Source organism: Streptomyces sp. NPDC001443 (genome assembly GCF_053597355.1).
On record NZ_JBSFIA010000046.1, the window covers coordinates 1 to 17078 of the forward strand.

Annotated in this window: 15 protein-coding genes; 7 read left to right on the plus strand and 8 right to left on the minus strand. The window is 72.5% G+C overall.

Annotation, left to right across the window (positions count from 1 at the left end; translation table 11 throughout):
* Nucleotides 1-94 precede the first annotated feature (94 nt).
* Complete coding sequence (locus ACWC24_RS34980; RefSeq protein WP_450666927.1) at nt 95-742, minus strand: TetR family transcriptional regulator; 648 nt, start codon at nt 740-742, stop codon at nt 95-97.
* Nucleotides 743-863: 121 nt separating this feature from the next.
* Here ACWC24_RS34980 and ACWC24_RS34985 point away from each other — a divergent pair, with 121 nt between their 5' ends.
* Together ACWC24_RS34985 and ACWC24_RS34990 are read left to right on the plus strand one after the other, a co-directional pair.
* The gene (locus ACWC24_RS34985; protein ID WP_450666928.1) at nt 864-1598 is read left to right on the plus strand and encodes a VOC family protein; all 735 of its coding nucleotides are present in this window, start codon (nt 864-866) and stop codon (nt 1596-1598) included.
* A 188-nt stretch (nt 1599-1786) separates the two neighbouring features.
* On the plus strand, nt 1787-4129 hold the full coding sequence (locus ACWC24_RS34990; protein ID WP_450666929.1) for an outer membrane protein assembly factor BamB family protein: 2343 nt from the start codon (nt 1787-1789) through the stop codon (nt 4127-4129).
* 102 nt (nt 4130-4231) lie between these two features.
* Here ACWC24_RS34990 and ACWC24_RS34995 read toward each other — a convergent pair whose 3' ends face one another.
* The 3 genes from ACWC24_RS34995 to ACWC24_RS35005 are packed head-to-tail and all read right to left on the minus strand — an operon-like array spanning nt 4232 to nt 6602.
* Nucleotides 4232-5005, minus strand: a complete 774-nt coding sequence (locus ACWC24_RS34995) for an enoyl-CoA hydratase/isomerase family protein (protein ID WP_450666930.1) — start codon at nt 5003-5005, stop codon at nt 4232-4234.
* On the minus strand, nt 5002-5418 hold the full coding sequence (locus ACWC24_RS35000; RefSeq protein ID WP_450666931.1) for a Zn-ribbon domain-containing OB-fold protein: 417 nt from the start codon (nt 5416-5418) through the stop codon (nt 5002-5004). Before ACWC24_RS35000 ends, ACWC24_RS34995 begins: the two co-directional genes overlap by 4 nt.
* A gap of 5 nt (nt 5419-5423) precedes the next feature.
* Nucleotides 5424-6602, minus strand: coding sequence for a lipid-transfer protein (locus tag ACWC24_RS35005; RefSeq protein WP_450666932.1), 1179 nt, complete (start codon nt 6600-6602; stop codon nt 5424-5426).
* Nucleotides 6603-6719: 117 nt separating this feature from the next.
* On the opposite strand from ACWC24_RS35005, the gene ACWC24_RS35010 reads away from it, so the two are divergent.
* Nucleotides 6720-8306 (plus strand): FadD3 family acyl-CoA ligase, encoded by a 1587-nt coding sequence (locus ACWC24_RS35010; protein WP_450666991.1) that lies wholly within the window; start codon nt 6720-6722, stop codon nt 8304-8306.
* A 14-nt stretch (nt 8307-8320) separates the two neighbouring features.
* On the opposite strand, the gene ACWC24_RS35015 is transcribed toward ACWC24_RS35010, so the two are convergent.
* The 4 genes from ACWC24_RS35015 to ACWC24_RS35030 all read right to left on the minus strand — a co-directional run bounded on the left by ACWC24_RS35015 (nt 8321) and on the right by ACWC24_RS35030 (nt 12593).
* Entirely contained in the window at nt 8321-8590 is a 270-nt protein-coding gene (locus ACWC24_RS35015) for a hypothetical protein (RefSeq protein WP_450666933.1), read from the minus strand.
* Nucleotides 8583-8942, minus strand: coding sequence for a DUF6247 family protein (locus ACWC24_RS35020; RefSeq protein WP_450666934.1), 360 nt, complete (start codon nt 8940-8942; stop codon nt 8583-8585). Before ACWC24_RS35020 ends, ACWC24_RS35015 begins: the two co-directional genes overlap by 8 nt.
* A 308-nt stretch (nt 8943-9250) precedes the next feature.
* Nucleotides 9251-9442, minus strand: coding sequence for a sigma-like protein (locus tag ACWC24_RS35025; protein WP_450666935.1), 192 nt, complete (start codon nt 9440-9442; stop codon nt 9251-9253).
* Nucleotides 9443-9641: 199 nt separating this feature from the next.
* Entirely contained in the window at nt 9642-12593 is a 2952-nt protein-coding gene (locus ACWC24_RS35030) for a BTAD domain-containing putative transcriptional regulator (protein WP_450666936.1), read from the minus strand.
* Between the two features lie 209 nt (nt 12594-12802).
* Here ACWC24_RS35030 and ACWC24_RS35035 point away from each other — a divergent pair, with 209 nt between their 5' ends.
* The 4 genes from ACWC24_RS35035 (at nt 12803) to ACWC24_RS35050 (ending at nt 17006) form a co-directional block, all read left to right on the plus strand.
* Nucleotides 12803-14047, plus strand: coding sequence for an amidohydrolase family protein (locus ACWC24_RS35035; protein ID WP_450666937.1), 1245 nt, complete (start codon nt 12803-12805; stop codon nt 14045-14047).
* Nucleotides 14044-15006: a TIGR03619 family F420-dependent LLM class oxidoreductase gene (locus ACWC24_RS35040; RefSeq protein WP_450666938.1), complete on the plus strand. Its 963-nt coding sequence runs from the start codon at nt 14044-14046 to the stop codon at nt 15004-15006. The genes ACWC24_RS35035 and ACWC24_RS35040 overlap by 4 nt, the downstream gene beginning before the upstream one ends.
* A gap of 12 nt (nt 15007-15018) precedes the next feature.
* Nucleotides 15019-15789 carry an SDR family NAD(P)-dependent oxidoreductase gene (locus ACWC24_RS35045; RefSeq protein WP_450666939.1) on the plus strand — a complete coding sequence of 257 codons (771 nt, stop codon included), beginning with the start codon at nt 15019-15021 and terminating at the stop codon, nt 15787-15789.
* A gap of 98 nt (nt 15790-15887) precedes the next feature.
* The gene (locus ACWC24_RS35050; RefSeq protein WP_450666940.1) at nt 15888-17006 is read left to right on the plus strand and encodes an LLM class flavin-dependent oxidoreductase; all 1119 of its coding nucleotides are present in this window, start codon (nt 15888-15890) and stop codon (nt 17004-17006) included.
* The last annotated feature ends 72 nt before the right edge of the window (nt 17007-17078 follow it).

The window sequence follows — 17078 nt, forward strand, 5'->3', positions numbered from 1 at the left end:
TACAGATCTCGCGCGCCCGGCCCCGCCCCCCCGGGGTGGGCCGTCGCCTGCCTGACAGGACTCGGTACCTGGAAACCGGAAAAAGGGACCGGGGCTATTTCGTCGGCTTCTTGCCGGTCACGCCCAGGTGTACCAACAGTGCGAGATTGGGCTTGAGTTCGGCCTGCTTGACGCCCCAGGACGTGAAGCCCTTCTGGTGGGAGGCGACCGCCGCGAGCATCGCGACCAGCGAACCGGCGACCGCGGCCGGATTGACGTCCTTGTCGACCTTGCCCTTGGACTGGAGCTCGGCGACCGCGTCGGACAGGGAGTTGTTCACCGAGTTCAGGATCTTCATCCGGAGCTTGTAGAACCGTTTGTCCCCCTCGGCCGCCCCGAGGTCGACGACCCTGAGGATCGCGTCGTTGCGGCGCCAGAACTCCAGGAAACCGTCGACGAGTTCCTGCGAGCTCTGCCAGCCCGCCTTGCCGACCCAGGAGCGTCCGGCGACCAGCTCGGCCAACTCGGCGCCTTCGGCGGCCATTTGCTCGGCGATCTCCAGGACGGCGCCTTCGACGTCCGGGAAGTACTGGTAGAAGGTGGCGGGCGAAGTGCCCGCCTTCCGGGCGACATCAATGACTTTGACGTCCCGGTAAGGGGAGGAGCTGAGCATCTCGCTGAGGCAGTCGAGCAGCTTCTGCCGGGTCGCCTGCCCACGCCGACCGGCCACGCGGCCGTCGACGGTACGCACTTGTCCTGTCATGCCGTCAGCTTACCGAGGGGTGATCGGAGCGCGATTCGGCCGACTGCAAATGGGGTGCACGAGGGTATGGGGGCTGATGTGCTGGTCTGCGGGGTGCGTGCGGCCCGGTTACTTTGGCGGTATGGCCGAAAACTGGGCACCGGGGTACGGAGGGGGCGTCCGGGAGGGTGTTCCCTGCTGGGTGGACGCGCAGCTTCCCGACGTGGAGGCGGGCAAGCGGTTCTACGGCGAGCTCTTCGGGTGGACGTACGAGGACGCGTACGGCTCCTCGGTGTGGGCCCGCAAGGACGGCGAGCCCGTCGCCGCGCTGTCGCACAAGTCGGACGGCCGGATGCCCACGGTGTGGACGGTGCACTTCTCGACCCCGGACGTGCGGGCGCTGCTGGGGCGGGTGGAGCAGGCCGGCGGGCAGGCCGTCAGGGCGCCGCTGCCGGACGGTGACCTGGGCGTCGCCGCGCTCGCCGCCGACCCCGAGGGCGCGGTCTTCGGTCTGTGGCAGCCCGGCACCTACCCGGGTTTCGGCACCCGCGGCACCCCCGGCACCTTCGCCTGGGTCCAGCTCTACGCCCGCGACACCGCCGCCGCGAACGCCTTCTACGGCGCTCTCTTCCACGAGGCCCTGTTCGGTACCGGGGCCGAGCCCGAGTTCGGCCGGGCCGCGGTGGCCGACGTCTTCCCGGCCGAGATGCCGCCGCACTTCCTCGTCCACTTCCGGGCCGAGGACTGCGCGGCCGCCACCGGCACCGTCCAGGGGCTCGGCGGCCGGGTCCAGGCGGGACCGTTCGACACCTCGTACGGGACGGTGGCCGTCGTCAGCGACAATCAGGGGGCGTCCTTCGCGCTGTTGGAACGCTGAACGCCTGAGGTTTGCCCTGATATCCCCCAATAACATGGCGGACATCCCGATTGTCCCCGGGTTCGCAACCTGTGGCCGGGCCAGGAAGAATCAGGGTGCGTGCCGCCACGGCGGTGCGGTGGTGAGACGCTGCACGGGGTCGCTGCACACGTGGGTGGTGCGGCCCGTACGGGGAGGTGGCAGGGCAAGTGGTGGATCAGCTGACGCAGCACGATCCGCGGCGTATCGGGCCGTTCGAGGTGCTGGGACGGCTGGGTGCCGGCGGCATGGGGCTGGTCTATCTCGCGCGCTCGGCGTCCGGCCGGCGCGTGGCGATCAAGACGGTCCGCACCGAGCTCGCCGAGGACCAGCTCTTCCGGGTCCGCTTCACCCGCGAGGTGGAGGCGGCACGGGCCGTCTCCGGCTTCTACACGGCCGCGGTCGTGGACGCCGATCCGCGCGCCGCGGTGCCGTGGCTGGCCACCGCGTACGTCCCCGCGCCCTCGCTCGAGGAGATAGTGAACGACTGCGGGCCGCTCCCGGCCCAGGCGGTGCGCTGGCTCGCCGCGGGCGTCGCGGAGGCGCTCCAGTCCATCCACGGCGCCGGGCTGGTCCACCGTGACCTCAAGCCCTCGAACGTCCTCGTGGTCGAGGACGGCCCCCGGGTGATCGACTTCGGCATCGCCTCCGGCGTTTCGAACACCCGTCTGACGATGACGAACGTGGCGGTCGGCACGCCCGCCTACATGTCCCCCGAGCAGGCGAAGGACTCCCGCAGCGTCACCGGCGCCAGCGACGTGTTCTCGCTGGGCTCGATGCTGGTCTTCGCCGCCACCGGACATCCGCCCTTCCACGGCGCGAACCCGGTCGAGACGGTCTTCATGCTGCTGCGCGAGGGCCCGGACCTCGAAGGACTCCCCGACGAGCTGCGTCCGCTCATCGAGTCCTGTATGCAGATGGAGGCCACCGGCCGCCCCAACCCGGCCGACCTCCAGGCCCAGCTCGCCCCCCACCTCTTCGGCTCCGGCTCCGACGACAGCGGCACCGCGTCCGCCTGGCTGCCCGAGAAGGCGGTGACCCTGATCGAGACCCGGCGCGGCGGCCGCCCGCCGGTGAAGCAGACGGTGAGCGGCCCCCGCAGCGCGGGCCGCGCCCCGGTGCCGCCGCCGCCCTCGCGCGACCCGGCCGTCCCGGCGCTGCCGCCCGGCCCCGCCCCCGTGGGCACCCCCGACAACGGTCCGGTCCGGCTGGCCGGGGCCGCGGTGCCGATCGGGCCCGGACCGCGCGTCGCCGACGCCCGTGCCGCCGCGGTCAAGGCGCCCCCGCCGGAGGCCGGCCTGGTCGCGTCCTGGGCCAGACCCCGCCCCGGCGTCAACGGCGCCGACCTCGTCGTACCCGCGCCGCCCGCGCCCCCGGAGGCGGCCGGCTGGCGCCCCTGGCGGTTCCGCATGTCCAACGACGTGTGGGGCACCCCGGAGGTCTCCGGCGACCTGGTCTACGTCACCTCCTTCGAGGTGCACGCCCTGGACGTGGCGACCGGCAGACGCCGCTTCAAGACCCGGGACGTGGCCTGGTCGATGGCGGTCGCCGACGGCCGCGTGCACGCTTCCGACGGCCCCACCCTGTTCGCCCTGGACGCCCGCGAGGGCGGCGACCTGTGGCGGCTGTCCACGGACGCCTGGGTGTACTCCCTGAAGGCCGAGCGGGGCACGGTCGTCACCGGCACGCGCGGCGGCGGGGTGCAGGCCTGGGAGGCCTCCACCGGACAGCGGCTGTGGGAGATCAACGGCTGCCAGAGCGACTTCGAGTCGCCGGAGGCGGGCCCCGCGCTGCACGACGGCACGGTGTACGTCTGGCAGGACGCCCGGCTGCGCGCCCTGGACGCGCGCACCGGCGAGGAGCGCTGGTCGTACCCGATCGGCGACGCCGCCTCCTGCGGCGGAGTGCCGGTGCGCCTCGCCCCCGCCCCCGACGGCCATGTGTACCTCTGCGCCGGCACCCGGGTGCTGGCCGTCGAGGTGGCCACCGGAAGGGTGCGCTGGCACTTCGAGGCCCCGGCCGCGTTCCTCTCGCCGCCCGCCTTCGTGCCCGGCCCCGCGGTCACCGGCGGCGGGGTGTACCTGGCCGACTACCTCGGCACGGTCTACGCGCTCGACGCCACCGACGGCCGCGACCGCTGGCGCATCGCCACCGAGGCCCGGTCCTCGATCGATCCGGTCCTGGTGGCCGCGGGCCATGTCCACGTCGGCAGCGGCAAGGGCCTCTACACCCTGGACGCGGTCACCGGCACGCCCAAGTGGCGCTTCCAGGCGGGCGGCGACATCGTGGGCGCCCCCGCCGTGGCCGAGGGCCGTATCCACTTCGGCTCCACCGACCACCTGCTCTACACCCTGAAGGCCGACGACGGCCGGCTGCGCTGGAAGCTCGCCACGGGCGGCGAGATCACCGGCTCGCCGGTGGTGAAGGACGGCGTGGTGTACGCGTGCAGCAAGGACCGCTGCGTGTACGCGCTGGACGCGGAGAAGGGCACGGGCACGGCCCGCACGAGCTGACCCGGTCCGGCACCGCCCACCCCGGGCGGGCCGCGCCGGACCGGGCCCGGGCGCCGGCTTCGGTGGCTCGGGCGACGGCGGTGGCTCCGACGGCTCGGGTGCTCAGCGGGTCCGGTGCGTGCGCCGCCGGGCCCGGAACAGCCCCTTCTGCCGCTCGGCCGGCAGGTTCCCGAGCGCGATCAGGTGCGGCGCCTGGGCGAACCCCTGCGTCCGGGCGGCCTCCTTGGCCGCCCACAGCGCCCGCACCGTCCCCTGCACCCCCTCCGTCGGGAACCCGGCGATGACGCCCGCGCAGCGCACGGCCGCCGCCAACGCCTGCCCCGGCGGGGTGAGTTCGCTGACCAGCCCGATCTCGTACGCCCGTCGCGCCCCGATCCGTTCGGCGTTCCCCATCAGCGCCATCCGGGCGACCTCCCCGTACGGCATCCGCTGTGCCATGAGGACGGACTCGTAGGCGCTGACCATGCCGTACGCGGTGTGCGGGTCGAAGAACGCGGCGGTCGTGTCGGCGACCACGAACTCGCTCTCCCCGAGCAGGTAGAAGGCCCCGCCGCAGGCCATCCCGCGCACCGCGGCGACGACCGGCTTCCACAGGTCGTTGGCCTTCGGCCCGATCCGCAGCAGCGGATCGTCCTGCATGTACGGCGACCCGGGCTGCGGCACGACCGCGTCCCGGTCCAGCCCCGTGCAGAACGCCCGCTCGCCGGCCCCGGTGAGCACGATCGCCCGTACGGTGTCGTCGTACCGGAACTCCTGCCACACGGCGGCGAGTCCGGCGGCCATGCCGAGGTCGACGGCGTTCAGCCGGTCGGGCCGGTCGAGGGTGACGACGGCGACGCCGGTGTCCTTGTCCGCGCCGACCCGCACCCCGCTCACGGCCGCTCCAGGACCCACTGCGGAAGCCCGTCGTCGCGGAAGACGACCTGTACCCGTGCGCCGATGCGGACCCGGTCGGCGGGGAGGGAGTCCAGCGGCGCGCCCGCCCGGGCGACCAGGTTGCCGACCAGCCGGATCCGGGGGGCGTCGGCCAGTTCGACGAGGACGACGTTGTACGGCGCCTGCTCGGCGTAGCCGGGCAGCAGCGGCGGATGGGCGACGACGTAGGACCAGATCCGCCCGCGTCCCGGGACCTCGCGCCAGAGCGTGCCGAAGGACTGGCAGTGGGGGCAGCAGGGGCGGGGCGGGAAGCGGAGCTCGCCGCAGTCGGCGCAGGCCTGGACCCGCAGCTCGCCCTGGGCCGCGTGGCGCCAGAAGGGGGCGCCGTCGGGGTCGATGACGGGAGACAGCATGTCGGTCAGCTCCTCAGCAGCAACGCGGACGTGGGGACTCCCTCGCCGGCGGTGACCAGGCAGGTGGCGGCGCCCGGGACCTGTGCGGTACTGGTGCCGCGCAGCTGCTTGACGCCCTCGTTGATCAGGTTGAAGCCGTGCACGTACGCCTCGCTGAGCCCGCCGCCACCGGTGTTCAGCGGCAGCCGCCCGCCGGTCTCCAGGGCGCCGCCTTCCGTGAACGCCCCGCCCTCGCCGCGCCCGCAGAAGCCGTACCCCTCCAGGGAGAGCAGCACGAGCGGGGTGAACGCGTCGTAGATCTGGGCGACGTCCACGTCCTGCGGGGTGAGGTCGGCGTTCTTCCACAGATGCCGGGCGGCGGTCCAGGCGGGACCGGTGAGCGGGTCGTCGTTCCAGTAGTTGACCATGCCGTGGTGCTGGGCGGGCAGGCCCTGGGCGGCGGAGTGGACGTAGACGGGCTTGCGGCGGCAGTCGCGGGCCCGCTCGCGCGAGACGACCACGCAGGCCAGCGCGCCGTCCGTCTCCAGGCAGTTGTCGTAGAGGCAGAGCGGTTCGCTGATCCACCGGGAGGTCATGTACATCTCGCGGGTGAGCGGGCGGTCGTACATGATCGCGGCCGGGTTCTGGTTGGCCCGGTTGCGGCAGGCGAGGGCGACGTTGAAGAGGTGGTCGCGGCCGGCCCCGTACTCGTGCAGATAGCGGCGGGCCAGCATGGCTATCTCGTCGACGGGCCGCAGCAGCCCGAAGGGCCGGGTCCACTGGGCCGGGGTGGGGAGCTGGACGGTCGTGTTCCGCCAGGGCCGGGGCCCGGAGCCGCGTTTGCGCGAGCGCCAGGCCACCCCGACGCTCGCCTGTCCGCAGGCGATCGCGGCGGCGAGGTGGGCGACGGTGGCGCACGAACCCCCGCCGCCGAAGCCGACCTTGCTGAAGAAGGTGAGGTCGCCGAACCCGACCGCCTTGGCCAGCTCCACCTCGTCGGTCTCCTCCATGGTGTAGGAGGCGAGCGCGTCGACCTCGCCGGGGGCGATCCCGGCGTCGTCGAGGGCGGCGAGCACCGCACGGCAGGCGAGGGTCCGCTCGTCCTCCGGGAGCTGTCTGGCGAAGGCGGTCTCACCGATCCCGACGATCGCGGTGGCGTCCTTGAGCCCGGCCCCCGCCCCGCCCGGCCTGCCTCTTCCCGTCATGCCGCACGCACCTCCGCACCGGGACCGACCTGCTGACAGAGCGTCAGGTTACAACTAATCTGACGGGTAGTCAGCTACGCGGCTCGGGTGGGGAGGACGGTCGTGACGCACGACGAGGTGGAGTGGGGCAGCATCCCGGGCCTGGTCCGCACGGCGGCCGAACGGTACGCGGACACCGAGGCGGTGGTCGACGGCCGGACGAGGATCTCGTACGCCGAACTGGGCGCCCGCGTCGAACGGGCCGCGGCCGCTTGCGTGGCGAACGGCGTCCGCGCCGGCGACCGGGTGGCCGTCTGGGCCCCCAACTCCCTCGACTGGATCGTCTCGGCGCTGGGCGCGGTGTCGGCGGGCGGGGTCCTGGTCCCGCTGAACACCCGCTTCAAGGGTGCCGAGGCGGCGGACGTGCTGCGGCGCAGCGGCGCGCGGCTGCTGTTCGTCACCGGGACGTTCCTGGGCACCTCGTACGTGGCGTCGCTGCGCGGGGCGGCGGGGGCGGGTCCGGGTCCCGGGCCGCTGGGCGGGCTGCCCGCCCTGGGGCAGGTGGTGGTGCTCGCGGACGACGCCCCGGCCGACTTCCGCACCTGGAAGGACTTCCTGGCGGACGGGGAGGGCGTCGGGGCGGCCGAGGTGCGGGCCAGGGCGGACGCGGTGACCCCCGTCACGCCCTCCGACATCGTCTTCACCTCCGGCACCACGGGCCGCTCCAAGGGCGTGGTGATCACCCACGCGCAGACGCTTCGGGGCTACGAGATCTGGGCCGACCTGGCGGGCCTGCGCCGCGACGACCGCTATCTGATCGTGAACCCGTTCTTCCACACCTTCGGCTACAAGGCGGGCGTGATCGCCTGCCTGACCCGGGGTGCGACGATGGTCCCCCAACCGGTGTTCGACGTGGACACGGTCCTGGCGAACATCGCCGCGGAACGGATCTCGGTCCTCCCCGGCCCGCCGACCCTGCACCAGTCCCTCCTGGACCACGCCTCCCGCGACGCCCACGACCTGTCCGCGCTGCGGCTCGTGGTGACCGGCGCGGCGGTGGTGCCGCTGCGCCTGGTGGAACGGCTGCGGGGCGAGCTCGGCGTGGACACGGTCCTGACCGCGTACGGGCTGTCCGAGGCCAGCGGCATCGTCACCATGTGCCGCCGCGGCGACGAGCCGTCGGTGATCGCGTCGACGTCGGGCCGGGCGATACCCGGCACGGAGGTCCGGATCGCCGACGGGGCGGGGACGCCGCTGGGGCCGGGAGCGCCGGGCGAGGTGCTGGTCCGCGGCTTCAACGTGATGCGCGGCTACTACGAGGACGAGGCCGCGACCGCGGAGGTCCTCACGGCGGACGGCTGGCTGCGCACCGGTGACGTGGGCGTCCTGGACGAGGCGGGCAACCTGCGCATCACCGACCGCCTCAAGGACATGTTCGTCGTCGGCGGCTTCAACGCCTACCCGGCGGAGATCGAGCAACTGCTGGGCCTGCACCCCGAGATCGCGGACGTCGCGGTGATCGGCGTCCCGGACACCCGGCTGGGCGAGGTAGGCAAGGCCTTCGTGGTCCGCCGCCCCGACACACACCTCACGGCCGACGACCTGATCGCCTGGTCCCGCCGCGAGATGGCGAACTACAAGGTCCCGAGATCGGTCGAATTCGTCCCCCACCTGCCCCGCAACGCGAGCGGCAAGGTGGTGAAGGGGGAGCTGCGGGGGCGGTGACGGACCGGAGGTGGTCAGGCGGGCCAGACGGTGACCTGGAGGATGTGGACGCACTCGTGCCGGGGGACGGTCAAGTAGAGGAACATCCCGCCGGGAACGTATGCGGTCTGTACGCCTTCGCCCGCGCCTTGATAGCCGGTTCCGTCGAGGTGCAGTGCCTCTGCCGCGCGGACCAGTTCGTCGGCACGCTTCTCGACCTCCGCGACGAACGCAGGCTGCGCGGGCGTCTCACCGCCTACGACATGGGATTCGTCCGGGTCGTACTCCCAACGCCAGTCAGTCACGGGCGAGCGACTCCCGGGCCCAGACATGGAGGGTGTGGATCTCGTCCATGGCGTCGCGCCAGGCCGGGTCGTCCCGGTCCACGCTCTGCGCGGTGTACTCCGCCGCGCGCAGTCGTGCGACAGCCGAGGGGGTCCTCGCGATCTCGATCGCGACGGCCCATGTCTCAAGGAACTGGGTGATCGGTCCGAGGCTGCCGGTCCGCGCCGCCAGGGCGATGGCCTCGTCCTTCTGCCGTTCCATGGCGGGCAGTCGGTGAGGGGCCACTTGCGCGAGCGCGACGCGCAGGGCGACGGGCGTCCGCTCGGGTCGAGGGACGACCGGGCCGCCGGGTTCGATGCGCTGTGCGGTCATCCTGCTCCCTCCGCGGACCGTGCCATGGCTACGGGTACGACAGGGGCTGGTGATTACGCAGGGTGTTCGGAAACGGCGTGCTGGTGAGCGGAAGGGAAGTCGGCCGGGATCCGGCGGGCCCACCCTTCGGCCCGGAGGGCTCGGCTCAGCCGACGTGGAGACCAGCCGGCGCTGGGGCTGCTGACCGTGCCGCCTGTGGATGACCCCCGAAAAACGGCTTGGATCATCCTTCGGCCCCGGACGTACCTCGGCTGCGGCGGCTTCCCCTCCGCGCCGCCGCAGCCGATCCCCCCGTGAGACGGGTTCTGCTACTTGCCGTCCAGGTCCAGCGCCGGAGGGGCGGGCATGTGGCTGTCCATGGTGGTGACGGTGCCTTCGGCGGGCGGTGCCGGCATGTGGCTGTCCATCGTGGTGACGATGCCATCGGCGGGCGGTACCGGCATGTGGCTGTCGAGGGTCGTGATGTCCTCGGCGATCTCGGCCTTCTCGGTGTCGCTCATGTCTGTGAACTCCCCTGTGATGGTGCTTGATCGGCAGTGCCCGCCCGGCAACTCCCCCGTGGGTTGCCGACCGGGCGCGCCAGGGCGTTCACCCTATCCGGGTGATCCACCCGATCCGCCCCTCCCCCGAGACGGCGGATCGATGACCTGAGACTGACAGCCGGTCATAAACGTTCGATGAACGCCCCGCTCGGCCGTGTCAGGCCACCGCGGCCGGAGCCAGGAGGTGGCGCAGTTCGGCGGCTTCGGGCGCACCCGCCCCTTCGTGGATGGTGAGCGCCTCGCGCCAGCACGCGCGCGCCCGGTCCAGCTGGCCCAGCCCCTGGAGGGAGCGCCCGAGCAGCGTCAGGATGTTGGCGCGCATCCACTCCCCGCCGATGCACCCGGTCGTCAGCGCCTGCTCCGCGAGCTGCGCGGCCTGGGCCGGGCGACGGGCGGAGAGATGGACCTGCGCGATCCGGAAGTACGTGGTCCCCTCCCACAGGCGCTGGCGGTTCACCACGAACATCTCCAGCGACTGGGTGAGTTCGGTCAGTGCCTCGTCCTGCCGTCCCGCATGGCCGAGGGCTATCCCGAGGGCGTACCGCGCGTTGGCGAGACGGAACGTGAGCCCGAGTTCGTCGTAGATGGCGATGCCCTCGCGGACCAGGTCGATGGCGGTGGAGACGCGTTCCAGGGAGACGAGCACCCGGGAGAGGTTGCACAGTGCGCTGGCCTCGCCCGGCCGGTTGCCGTCGGCCCGGAAGGCGTCGATCGCCTCCAGGAGATGCGCCTCGCTGAGGCTGCGCCGGTTGAGGCAGTTGGCGATGATCCCCTGTTCGTTGTGGGCGTTGCCGTTCGTCCAGGGGTCGCCGGTCCGGCGCCCGAGCTCGATGGCCGCCTCCGACTCGACACCGGCCTCGTCGAAGCGCCCGGCCCGGCTGAGGACCTGGGCCAGCGTGGTGCGTGCGCGCCCTTCCGCGTGCGCGTCGCCCAGCGCGGCCGCGGTGTCCCGGGCCGCGAGGGTCGCGGCCTCGTAGCGCAGGGAGCTTGCTCCGGATTCCGCCAGGTCCTTGGCGGCGAGCAGCAGGTCGACCGCGCGGTGCAGGGTGCGTGGGGCGAGGGACTGCTGGACGCAGGCGAGGATGCAGGCAGCCTCGGCGTGCAGCCAGTCCAGCGCTTTCGTGTCGTCGCTGAACTCCTGCCCGGCGTACTCGGTCGATTCCAGATGGTTTACCGTCCGGTCCCCCGGCCGTTCGATCGCGTAGACCCGGGTTGCCGTCGCCAGGTAGAAGTCCAGCAGCCGAGACATCGCCGCGTCCCTTTCGCTGGGCGGCTGTTCGTCGCGTTCGGCGCACGCACGCGCGTAGAGCCGGACCAGGTCGTGGTAGCGGTAGCGGCCCGGCGCCGCCGACTCCAGCAGGGACGTGTCGATCAGGGACTCCAGCAGGTCCTCCGTGTCCTGCGGGGGCAGGTCCAGCACCGCGGCCGCCGCGGCCAGCGAGATGTCCGGCCCGTCGGCCAGCCCCAGCAACCGGAACGCCCGCGCCTGGGCCGGTTCCAACTGTCCGTAACCCAGTTCGAAGGTGGCCTTGACCGCCAGGTCGCCCGCCTGGAGCTCGTCCAGGCGGCGTCGCTCGTCGGCCAGCTTGGCCGCCAGGACGGAGACCGTCCAGGTGCGGCGGGCCGCCAGGCGGGAGGCCGCGATGCGGATCGCCAGCGGCAGGAAGCCGCAGGCCGCGACCACGTCCAGGGCGGCCTCGCGCTCCGCCGTCACCCGCTCCTCGCCCACGATCTTCGTGAACAGCGACAGCGCCTCGTCGGGGGACATGACGTCCAGGTCGACCAGGTGCGCGCCGGCCAGGTCCACCATGCGCACCCGGGACGTCACCAGCGCCGCGCAGCCCTCCGTGCCCGGCAGCAGGGGCCGTACCTGGGCCGCGTCGCGGGCGTTGTCCAGCAGCACCAGGACCCGGCGGCCGTCCAGGACCGAGCGGTACAGCGCCGCGCGTTCCTCCAGGGAGTCCGGTATCGCGGAGTCGGCCGTGCCCAGGGCCCGCAGGAAGGAGCCCAGGACCGTCTCGGGTTCCGCCGCCCGGGGTCCCGCGCCCTGGAGGTCGACGTAGAGCTGTCCGTCCGGGAAGGCCGACCGGGCCCGGTGGGCCACGTGCACGGCCAGCGTCGTCTTGCCGACGCCGCCGATCCCGGCCAGCGCCGACACCGCCATCACCCGGCCCTCGGCGGAGGCGAGCACCTCGCCGAGCTCCGCGACGAAGGAGGCGCGGCCGGTGAAGTCGGGCACGGTCGCAGGGAGCTGGGCGGGGCGCACCGCCGCCGAGGCGGGGTCCGCCATCGGGGCCGACGGCTCGGCGAGGCCCGGATCGGCCTGCAGGATCCGCTGCTGGAGGTCGCGCAGACCGGGCCGGGGGTCGACGCCCAGCTCCTCGGCGAGCAGCCGACGGGTGTCCGCGTACACCGCCAGCGCCTCCGCCTGCCGCCCGCTGCGGTACAGCGCCAGCATCAGCAGCTCACGCAGCCGCTCGCGCAGCGGGTGGGCCGCGGTCAGGGCGGTCAGTTCCGAGACCGCCTCGGCGTGGCAGCCCTGCTCCAGGTCCATGTCGAGCCGCGATTCGAGGAGCTGCAGCCGCCATTCCTCCAGGCGGACCCGCTGCGCCTCCGCGTACGGACCCGGCACCCCCGCCAGCGTCTCCCCGTCCCACAGGGCCAGCGCCCGGTCCAGCGTCTCGCGCGCCCGGCCCAGGTCGCCGGCGCTCCGTGCCTTCTCGGCCCGGGCCGCCAGGTCCTGTGCCACCGCCAGGTCGAGCGTCCCCGCGCCCGGCGAGCGGATCGCGTAGCCGCCGGACTCGCTGGCCAGGACGCCGGGGTCGAGCGCCTTGCGCAGCCGGGAGGCGTACGTCCGTACCGCCGCCAGCGCCTGCGAGGGCGGTTCCTCGCCCCACAGCGCGTCGATCAGCTCGGCCGCCGTCGCCGTACGGCCCTCCCGCAGCAGCAGGGCGGCCAGCAGCGCACGCTGCTGGGGCGAGCCCGTGGCGAGCGGTTCCTCGCCGCGCCAGGCGCGCACCGGTCCGAGCAGACCGAAGCGCAGCGCCGCCGGTTGTGCGGCGGAGCCGGGTAGCCGCTGCTCCGGCACGCGCGGTACGCCGTCGTCCATCGGGGTCTCCCTAGGCAGCCTCAACAACCAGGCCAGTTTGCCTTGTTCATGGTGGATGCGTCAGCCGCGCGAGACGCCGATCACAGAGACGCGACCGCCTTGCGCGGGGGTTCCCGCACGACCCTCACAACCTCTCCACGCGATCGCGGGTGACCGGGCCCCGTACCACATAGCTGACGGGTCGTCAGATCAGCGCTACCGTGGGCGGCATGGACACCCACGACAGCACGTTTCCGCTGATCATCTCCGTGGACGACCACACCGTGGAGCCCGCCGACGTCTGGCAGGACCGGCTCCCGAAGAAGTTCCTGGACACCGGGCCGAGGATCGTGCGCGCGCCGCTGAAGGAGATGTCCTTCCTCGGCGGACGCTTCAAGCCCGTCATGGGCGAGCGCGGCGACGACGGGCCGCTCGGCGACTGGTGGATCTACGAGGACCTGCACCGCCCGCTCACCCGCCTGGACACCGCCGTCGGCTACAGCAGGGACGAGATCAAGCTGGAGGTGATCACCTACGAGCAGATGCGGCCCGGCTCGTACGACGTGCCTCAGCGCCTGGCCGACATGGACGTCAACCACGTCCAGTCCGCGCTGTGCTTCCCCACCTTCCCGCGTTTCTGCGGGCAGACCTTCACCGAGGCCCGGGACCACGAGCTGGGCCTGCTGTGCGTACGTGCCTACAACGACTGGATGGTGGAGGAGTGGTGCGGGCCGCAGGCGCGCGGCCGGCTGATCCCGCTCACCCTCATCCCGCTGTGGGACGCCGAACTCGCCGCCGCCGAGGTACGGCGCAACGCCGCCCGCGGGGTGCGGGCCGTCGCCTTCTCCGAGATACCCCCGCACCTCGGCCTGCCCTCCGTGCACACCGACGACTGGGACCCGTTCCTCGCGGCCTGCGACGAGACCGGCACGGTCGTCGCGATGCACATCGGCTCCTCCAGCCGGATGCCGTCCACCTCCGCCGACGCCCCGCCCGCCGTCGGCTCCACCATCACCTTCGCCAACTGCTGCTTCTCGATGGTCGACTGGCTGCTGAGCGGCAAGTTCGAGCGCTTCCCGAACCTGAAGGTGATGTACGCCGAGGGCCAGATCGGCTGGATCCCCTACATCCTCGAACGCGCCGACGTGGTGTGGGAGGAGAACCGGGGCTGGGGCGGAGTCGCCGACAAGGTCCACCGTCCGCCGTCCGAGCTGTTCGCCGAGCACGTCCACGGCTGCTTCTTCGACGACGCCTTCGGGCTCAGGAACCTGGACGCGATCGGGGTCGGGAACGTCCTGTACGAGACGGACTACCCGCACTCCGACTCCACCTGGCCGAAGTCGAGGCAGGTCGGCGAGGCGCAGATGGGGCACCTGGCGGCGGACGTCGTCGAGCGGATCGTCCGGCGCAACGCGATCGAGCTGCTGGGGCTGACGGACGCCGGGCTGTGGCAGGGTCCGGGCGGCGCCGTATGACGCCCCAGGGCGGCCGCGCGGCCCCGGACGGGGACGCGGTCCTGGCGTACGGCATCCAGTTGCCCGTCCAGTCCCAGAGCACCCTCTACGCCGAACCCTGGGAGGCGGACGCCGGGCCCGAGGACCTGATCGCCCTCGCCCGCGCCGCCGAGGGCGCCGGTTTCGCCTACCTCGCGACCTGCGACCACGTCGCCGTCCCGCGCCGGCTGGCCCCGGCGATGGGCACGGTCTGGTACGACCCGGTCGCCACCCTCGCCTACCTGGCCGCCGCCACGACCCGCGTCCGGCTGCTCAGCCATGTCGCGATCGTCGGCCTGCGCCACCCGCTGCTGACCGCCAAGCAGTACGCGACCCTCGACCACCTCTCGGGCGGCCGCCTGATCCTCGGGGTCGGCGCCGGACACGTACGGGAGGAGTTCGAGGCGCTCGGGGTGGACTTCGGGCAGCGCGGAGCGGTGCTCGACGAGGCGATCGACGCGCTCCGGACGGCCCTGGGGCCTGACGAATTCCCCTCCCACCACGGGAAGTTCCACGACTTCGAGGGACTCGGCCAGCGCCCCCGGCCCGCACAGGAGCGGGTGCCGGTGTGGGTCGGCGGTTCGTCGCCCGCGGCCGTGCGCCGGGCCGCGCTCAAGGGCGACGGCTGGCTGCCGCAGGGCGACCCGAGGGACCGGCTGCCGGCCCGGATCGACCGGCTGCGGCGGCTGCGCGCGGAGGCCGGGATCGCACAGCCGCTCACCGTCGGCGCGATCACCGAGCCGCTGTACGTCGGCACGCCCGGCTGGGAGGTCGGCCGCCGCACCCTCACCGGCGGCCCCGACGCCCTCGCCGAGTCGCTGCGGGCCTACCCGGCGATGGGCGTGCACCAGATCCAGGTGCGGTTCCGCAGCCGGAGCCGGACCGAACTCGTCGACCAGATGCAGGCGTTCGGGGCCGAGGTCGCGCCCCACCTGACCTGAGGAGTGCGTGGCATGGGCAAGCTGGACGGGCGGGTCGTCATCGTCACCGGGGCGGCCCGCGGACAGGGCGAGCAGGAGGCGCGGCTCTTCGTGGCGGAGGGCGCGAGCGTGGTCGTGGCGGATGTGCTGGACGACCTGGGCGAGGCGCTCGCCAAGGAGATAGGGGCGCGCTACGTCCACCTCGACGTGGGTGTGGAGGAGGAGTGGCAGGCCGTCGTCGCCGCCGCGAAGCAGGCGTACGGCCGCCTCGACGGGCTGGTGAACAACGCGGGCATCCTGCGTTTCAACGCCCTCGTGGACACGCCCCTCGACGAGTTCATGCAGGTCGTGCAGGTGAACCAGGTCGGCTGCTTCCTGGGCATGAAGACGGTGGCGCCGGAGCTGGCCGACGGCGGGACCATCGTCAACACGGCGTCCTACACCGCGCTGACCGGGATGGCGGCGGTGGGGACGTACTCCGCGACCAAGCACGCCGTGCTCGGACTCACCCGGGTCGCCGCGCTGGAGCTCGCCGGCCGGGGGATCCGGGTCAACGCGATCTGCCCCGGCGCCATCGACACCGCGATGTCCAACCCGGCGCGGCTGGACCCGGGCGCGGATCCGGCGGAGACGAGCCGCGCCCTGGACGAGCTGTACCGCAAGCTCGTGCCGCTCGGGCGGATCGGGCGGGCCGAGGAGGTGGCCCGGCTGGCGCTGTTCCTGACCTCGGACGACTCCTCGTACATCACCGGACAGCCGTTCGTGATCGACGGGGGCTGGCTGGCCGGGGTCAGTGTTATCTGACGCCTCGTCAGCTATTGACGGTGGAAGCGGCCGGTGCGAGAGTCGGCCAACGAACGGTATCTGACGGAGCGTCAGGAAAATTGGGACGGTGGACCGCCGTGGAATTCGGGCTCTTTGTACAGGGATACGTCGGCAAGCGCGCCGAGACCGACCCGCTCGCCGAGCACAAGGCACTGATGGAGGAGACCGAGTACGTCATCCAGGCGGACCGGTCCGGCTTCAAGTACGCCTGGGCCTCCGAGCACCACTTCCTCGACGAGTACTCCCACCTCTCCGCCAACGACGTCTATCTGGGCTACCTCGCCCACGCCACCGAACGGATCCACCTCGGCTCCGGGATCTTCAACCCGCTCGCCCAGGTCAACCACCCGGTGAAGGTGGCCGAGAAGGTCGCCATGCTCGACCATCTCACCGGCAACCGCTTCGAGTTCGGCAGCGGGCGCGGCGCCGGCTCCCACGAGATCCTCGGGTTCATCCCCGGTGTGACCGACATGAACTACACCAAGGAGATCTGGGAGGAGACCATCGCCGAGTTCCCCAAGATGTGGCTCCAGGACGAGTACGTCGGCTTCCAGGGCAAACACTGGCAGCTGCCGCCGCGCAAGGTGCTGCCGAAGCCGTACGGCAAGTCGCACCCCGCGATGTGGTACGCCGCCGGATCCCCGCCGTCGTACGCCATGGCGGCGAAGAAGGGGCTGGGCGTCCTGGGGTTCAGCATCCAGAAGGTCTCCGACATGGAGTGGGTGCTCGAGCAGTACAAGACCGCGATCGTGAACGCCGAGCCGGTCGGGGACTTCGTCAACGACAACGTCATGGTGACGACGACGGCGATCTGCGCACCCACGCACGACGAGGCGATCCGGATCGCCGCGTCCGGCGGGCTGCACTACCTGCCGTCCCTGGTGTTCCGGTACCACGACACCTTCCCTCGGCCCGAGGGGTTCCCGGTGTGGCCGGAGACGCTGCCGGAGTACACGCCGGAGTTCGTGGAGCTGCTGATCGAGGAGGAGCTGCTGATCTGCGGCGACCCCGACGAGGTGCTGCGGCAGTGCAAGCGGTGGGAGCAGGCGGGGGCGGACCAGCTGAGCTTCGGGCTGCCGGTGGGGGTGCCGAAGGAGGAGACGTTGCAGACGATCCGGCTGATCGGGGAGCACGTTGTTCCGAAGATCGACACGGATCCTGTTCATCGGACGACCCGGTTCCGGGATGCCGCGTAATCGCCGTTGCGGGGTGCGGGTGCGTTGTGGCTGGTCGCACCCACGCGGCGGAGCCGCACATCGACACAGCCC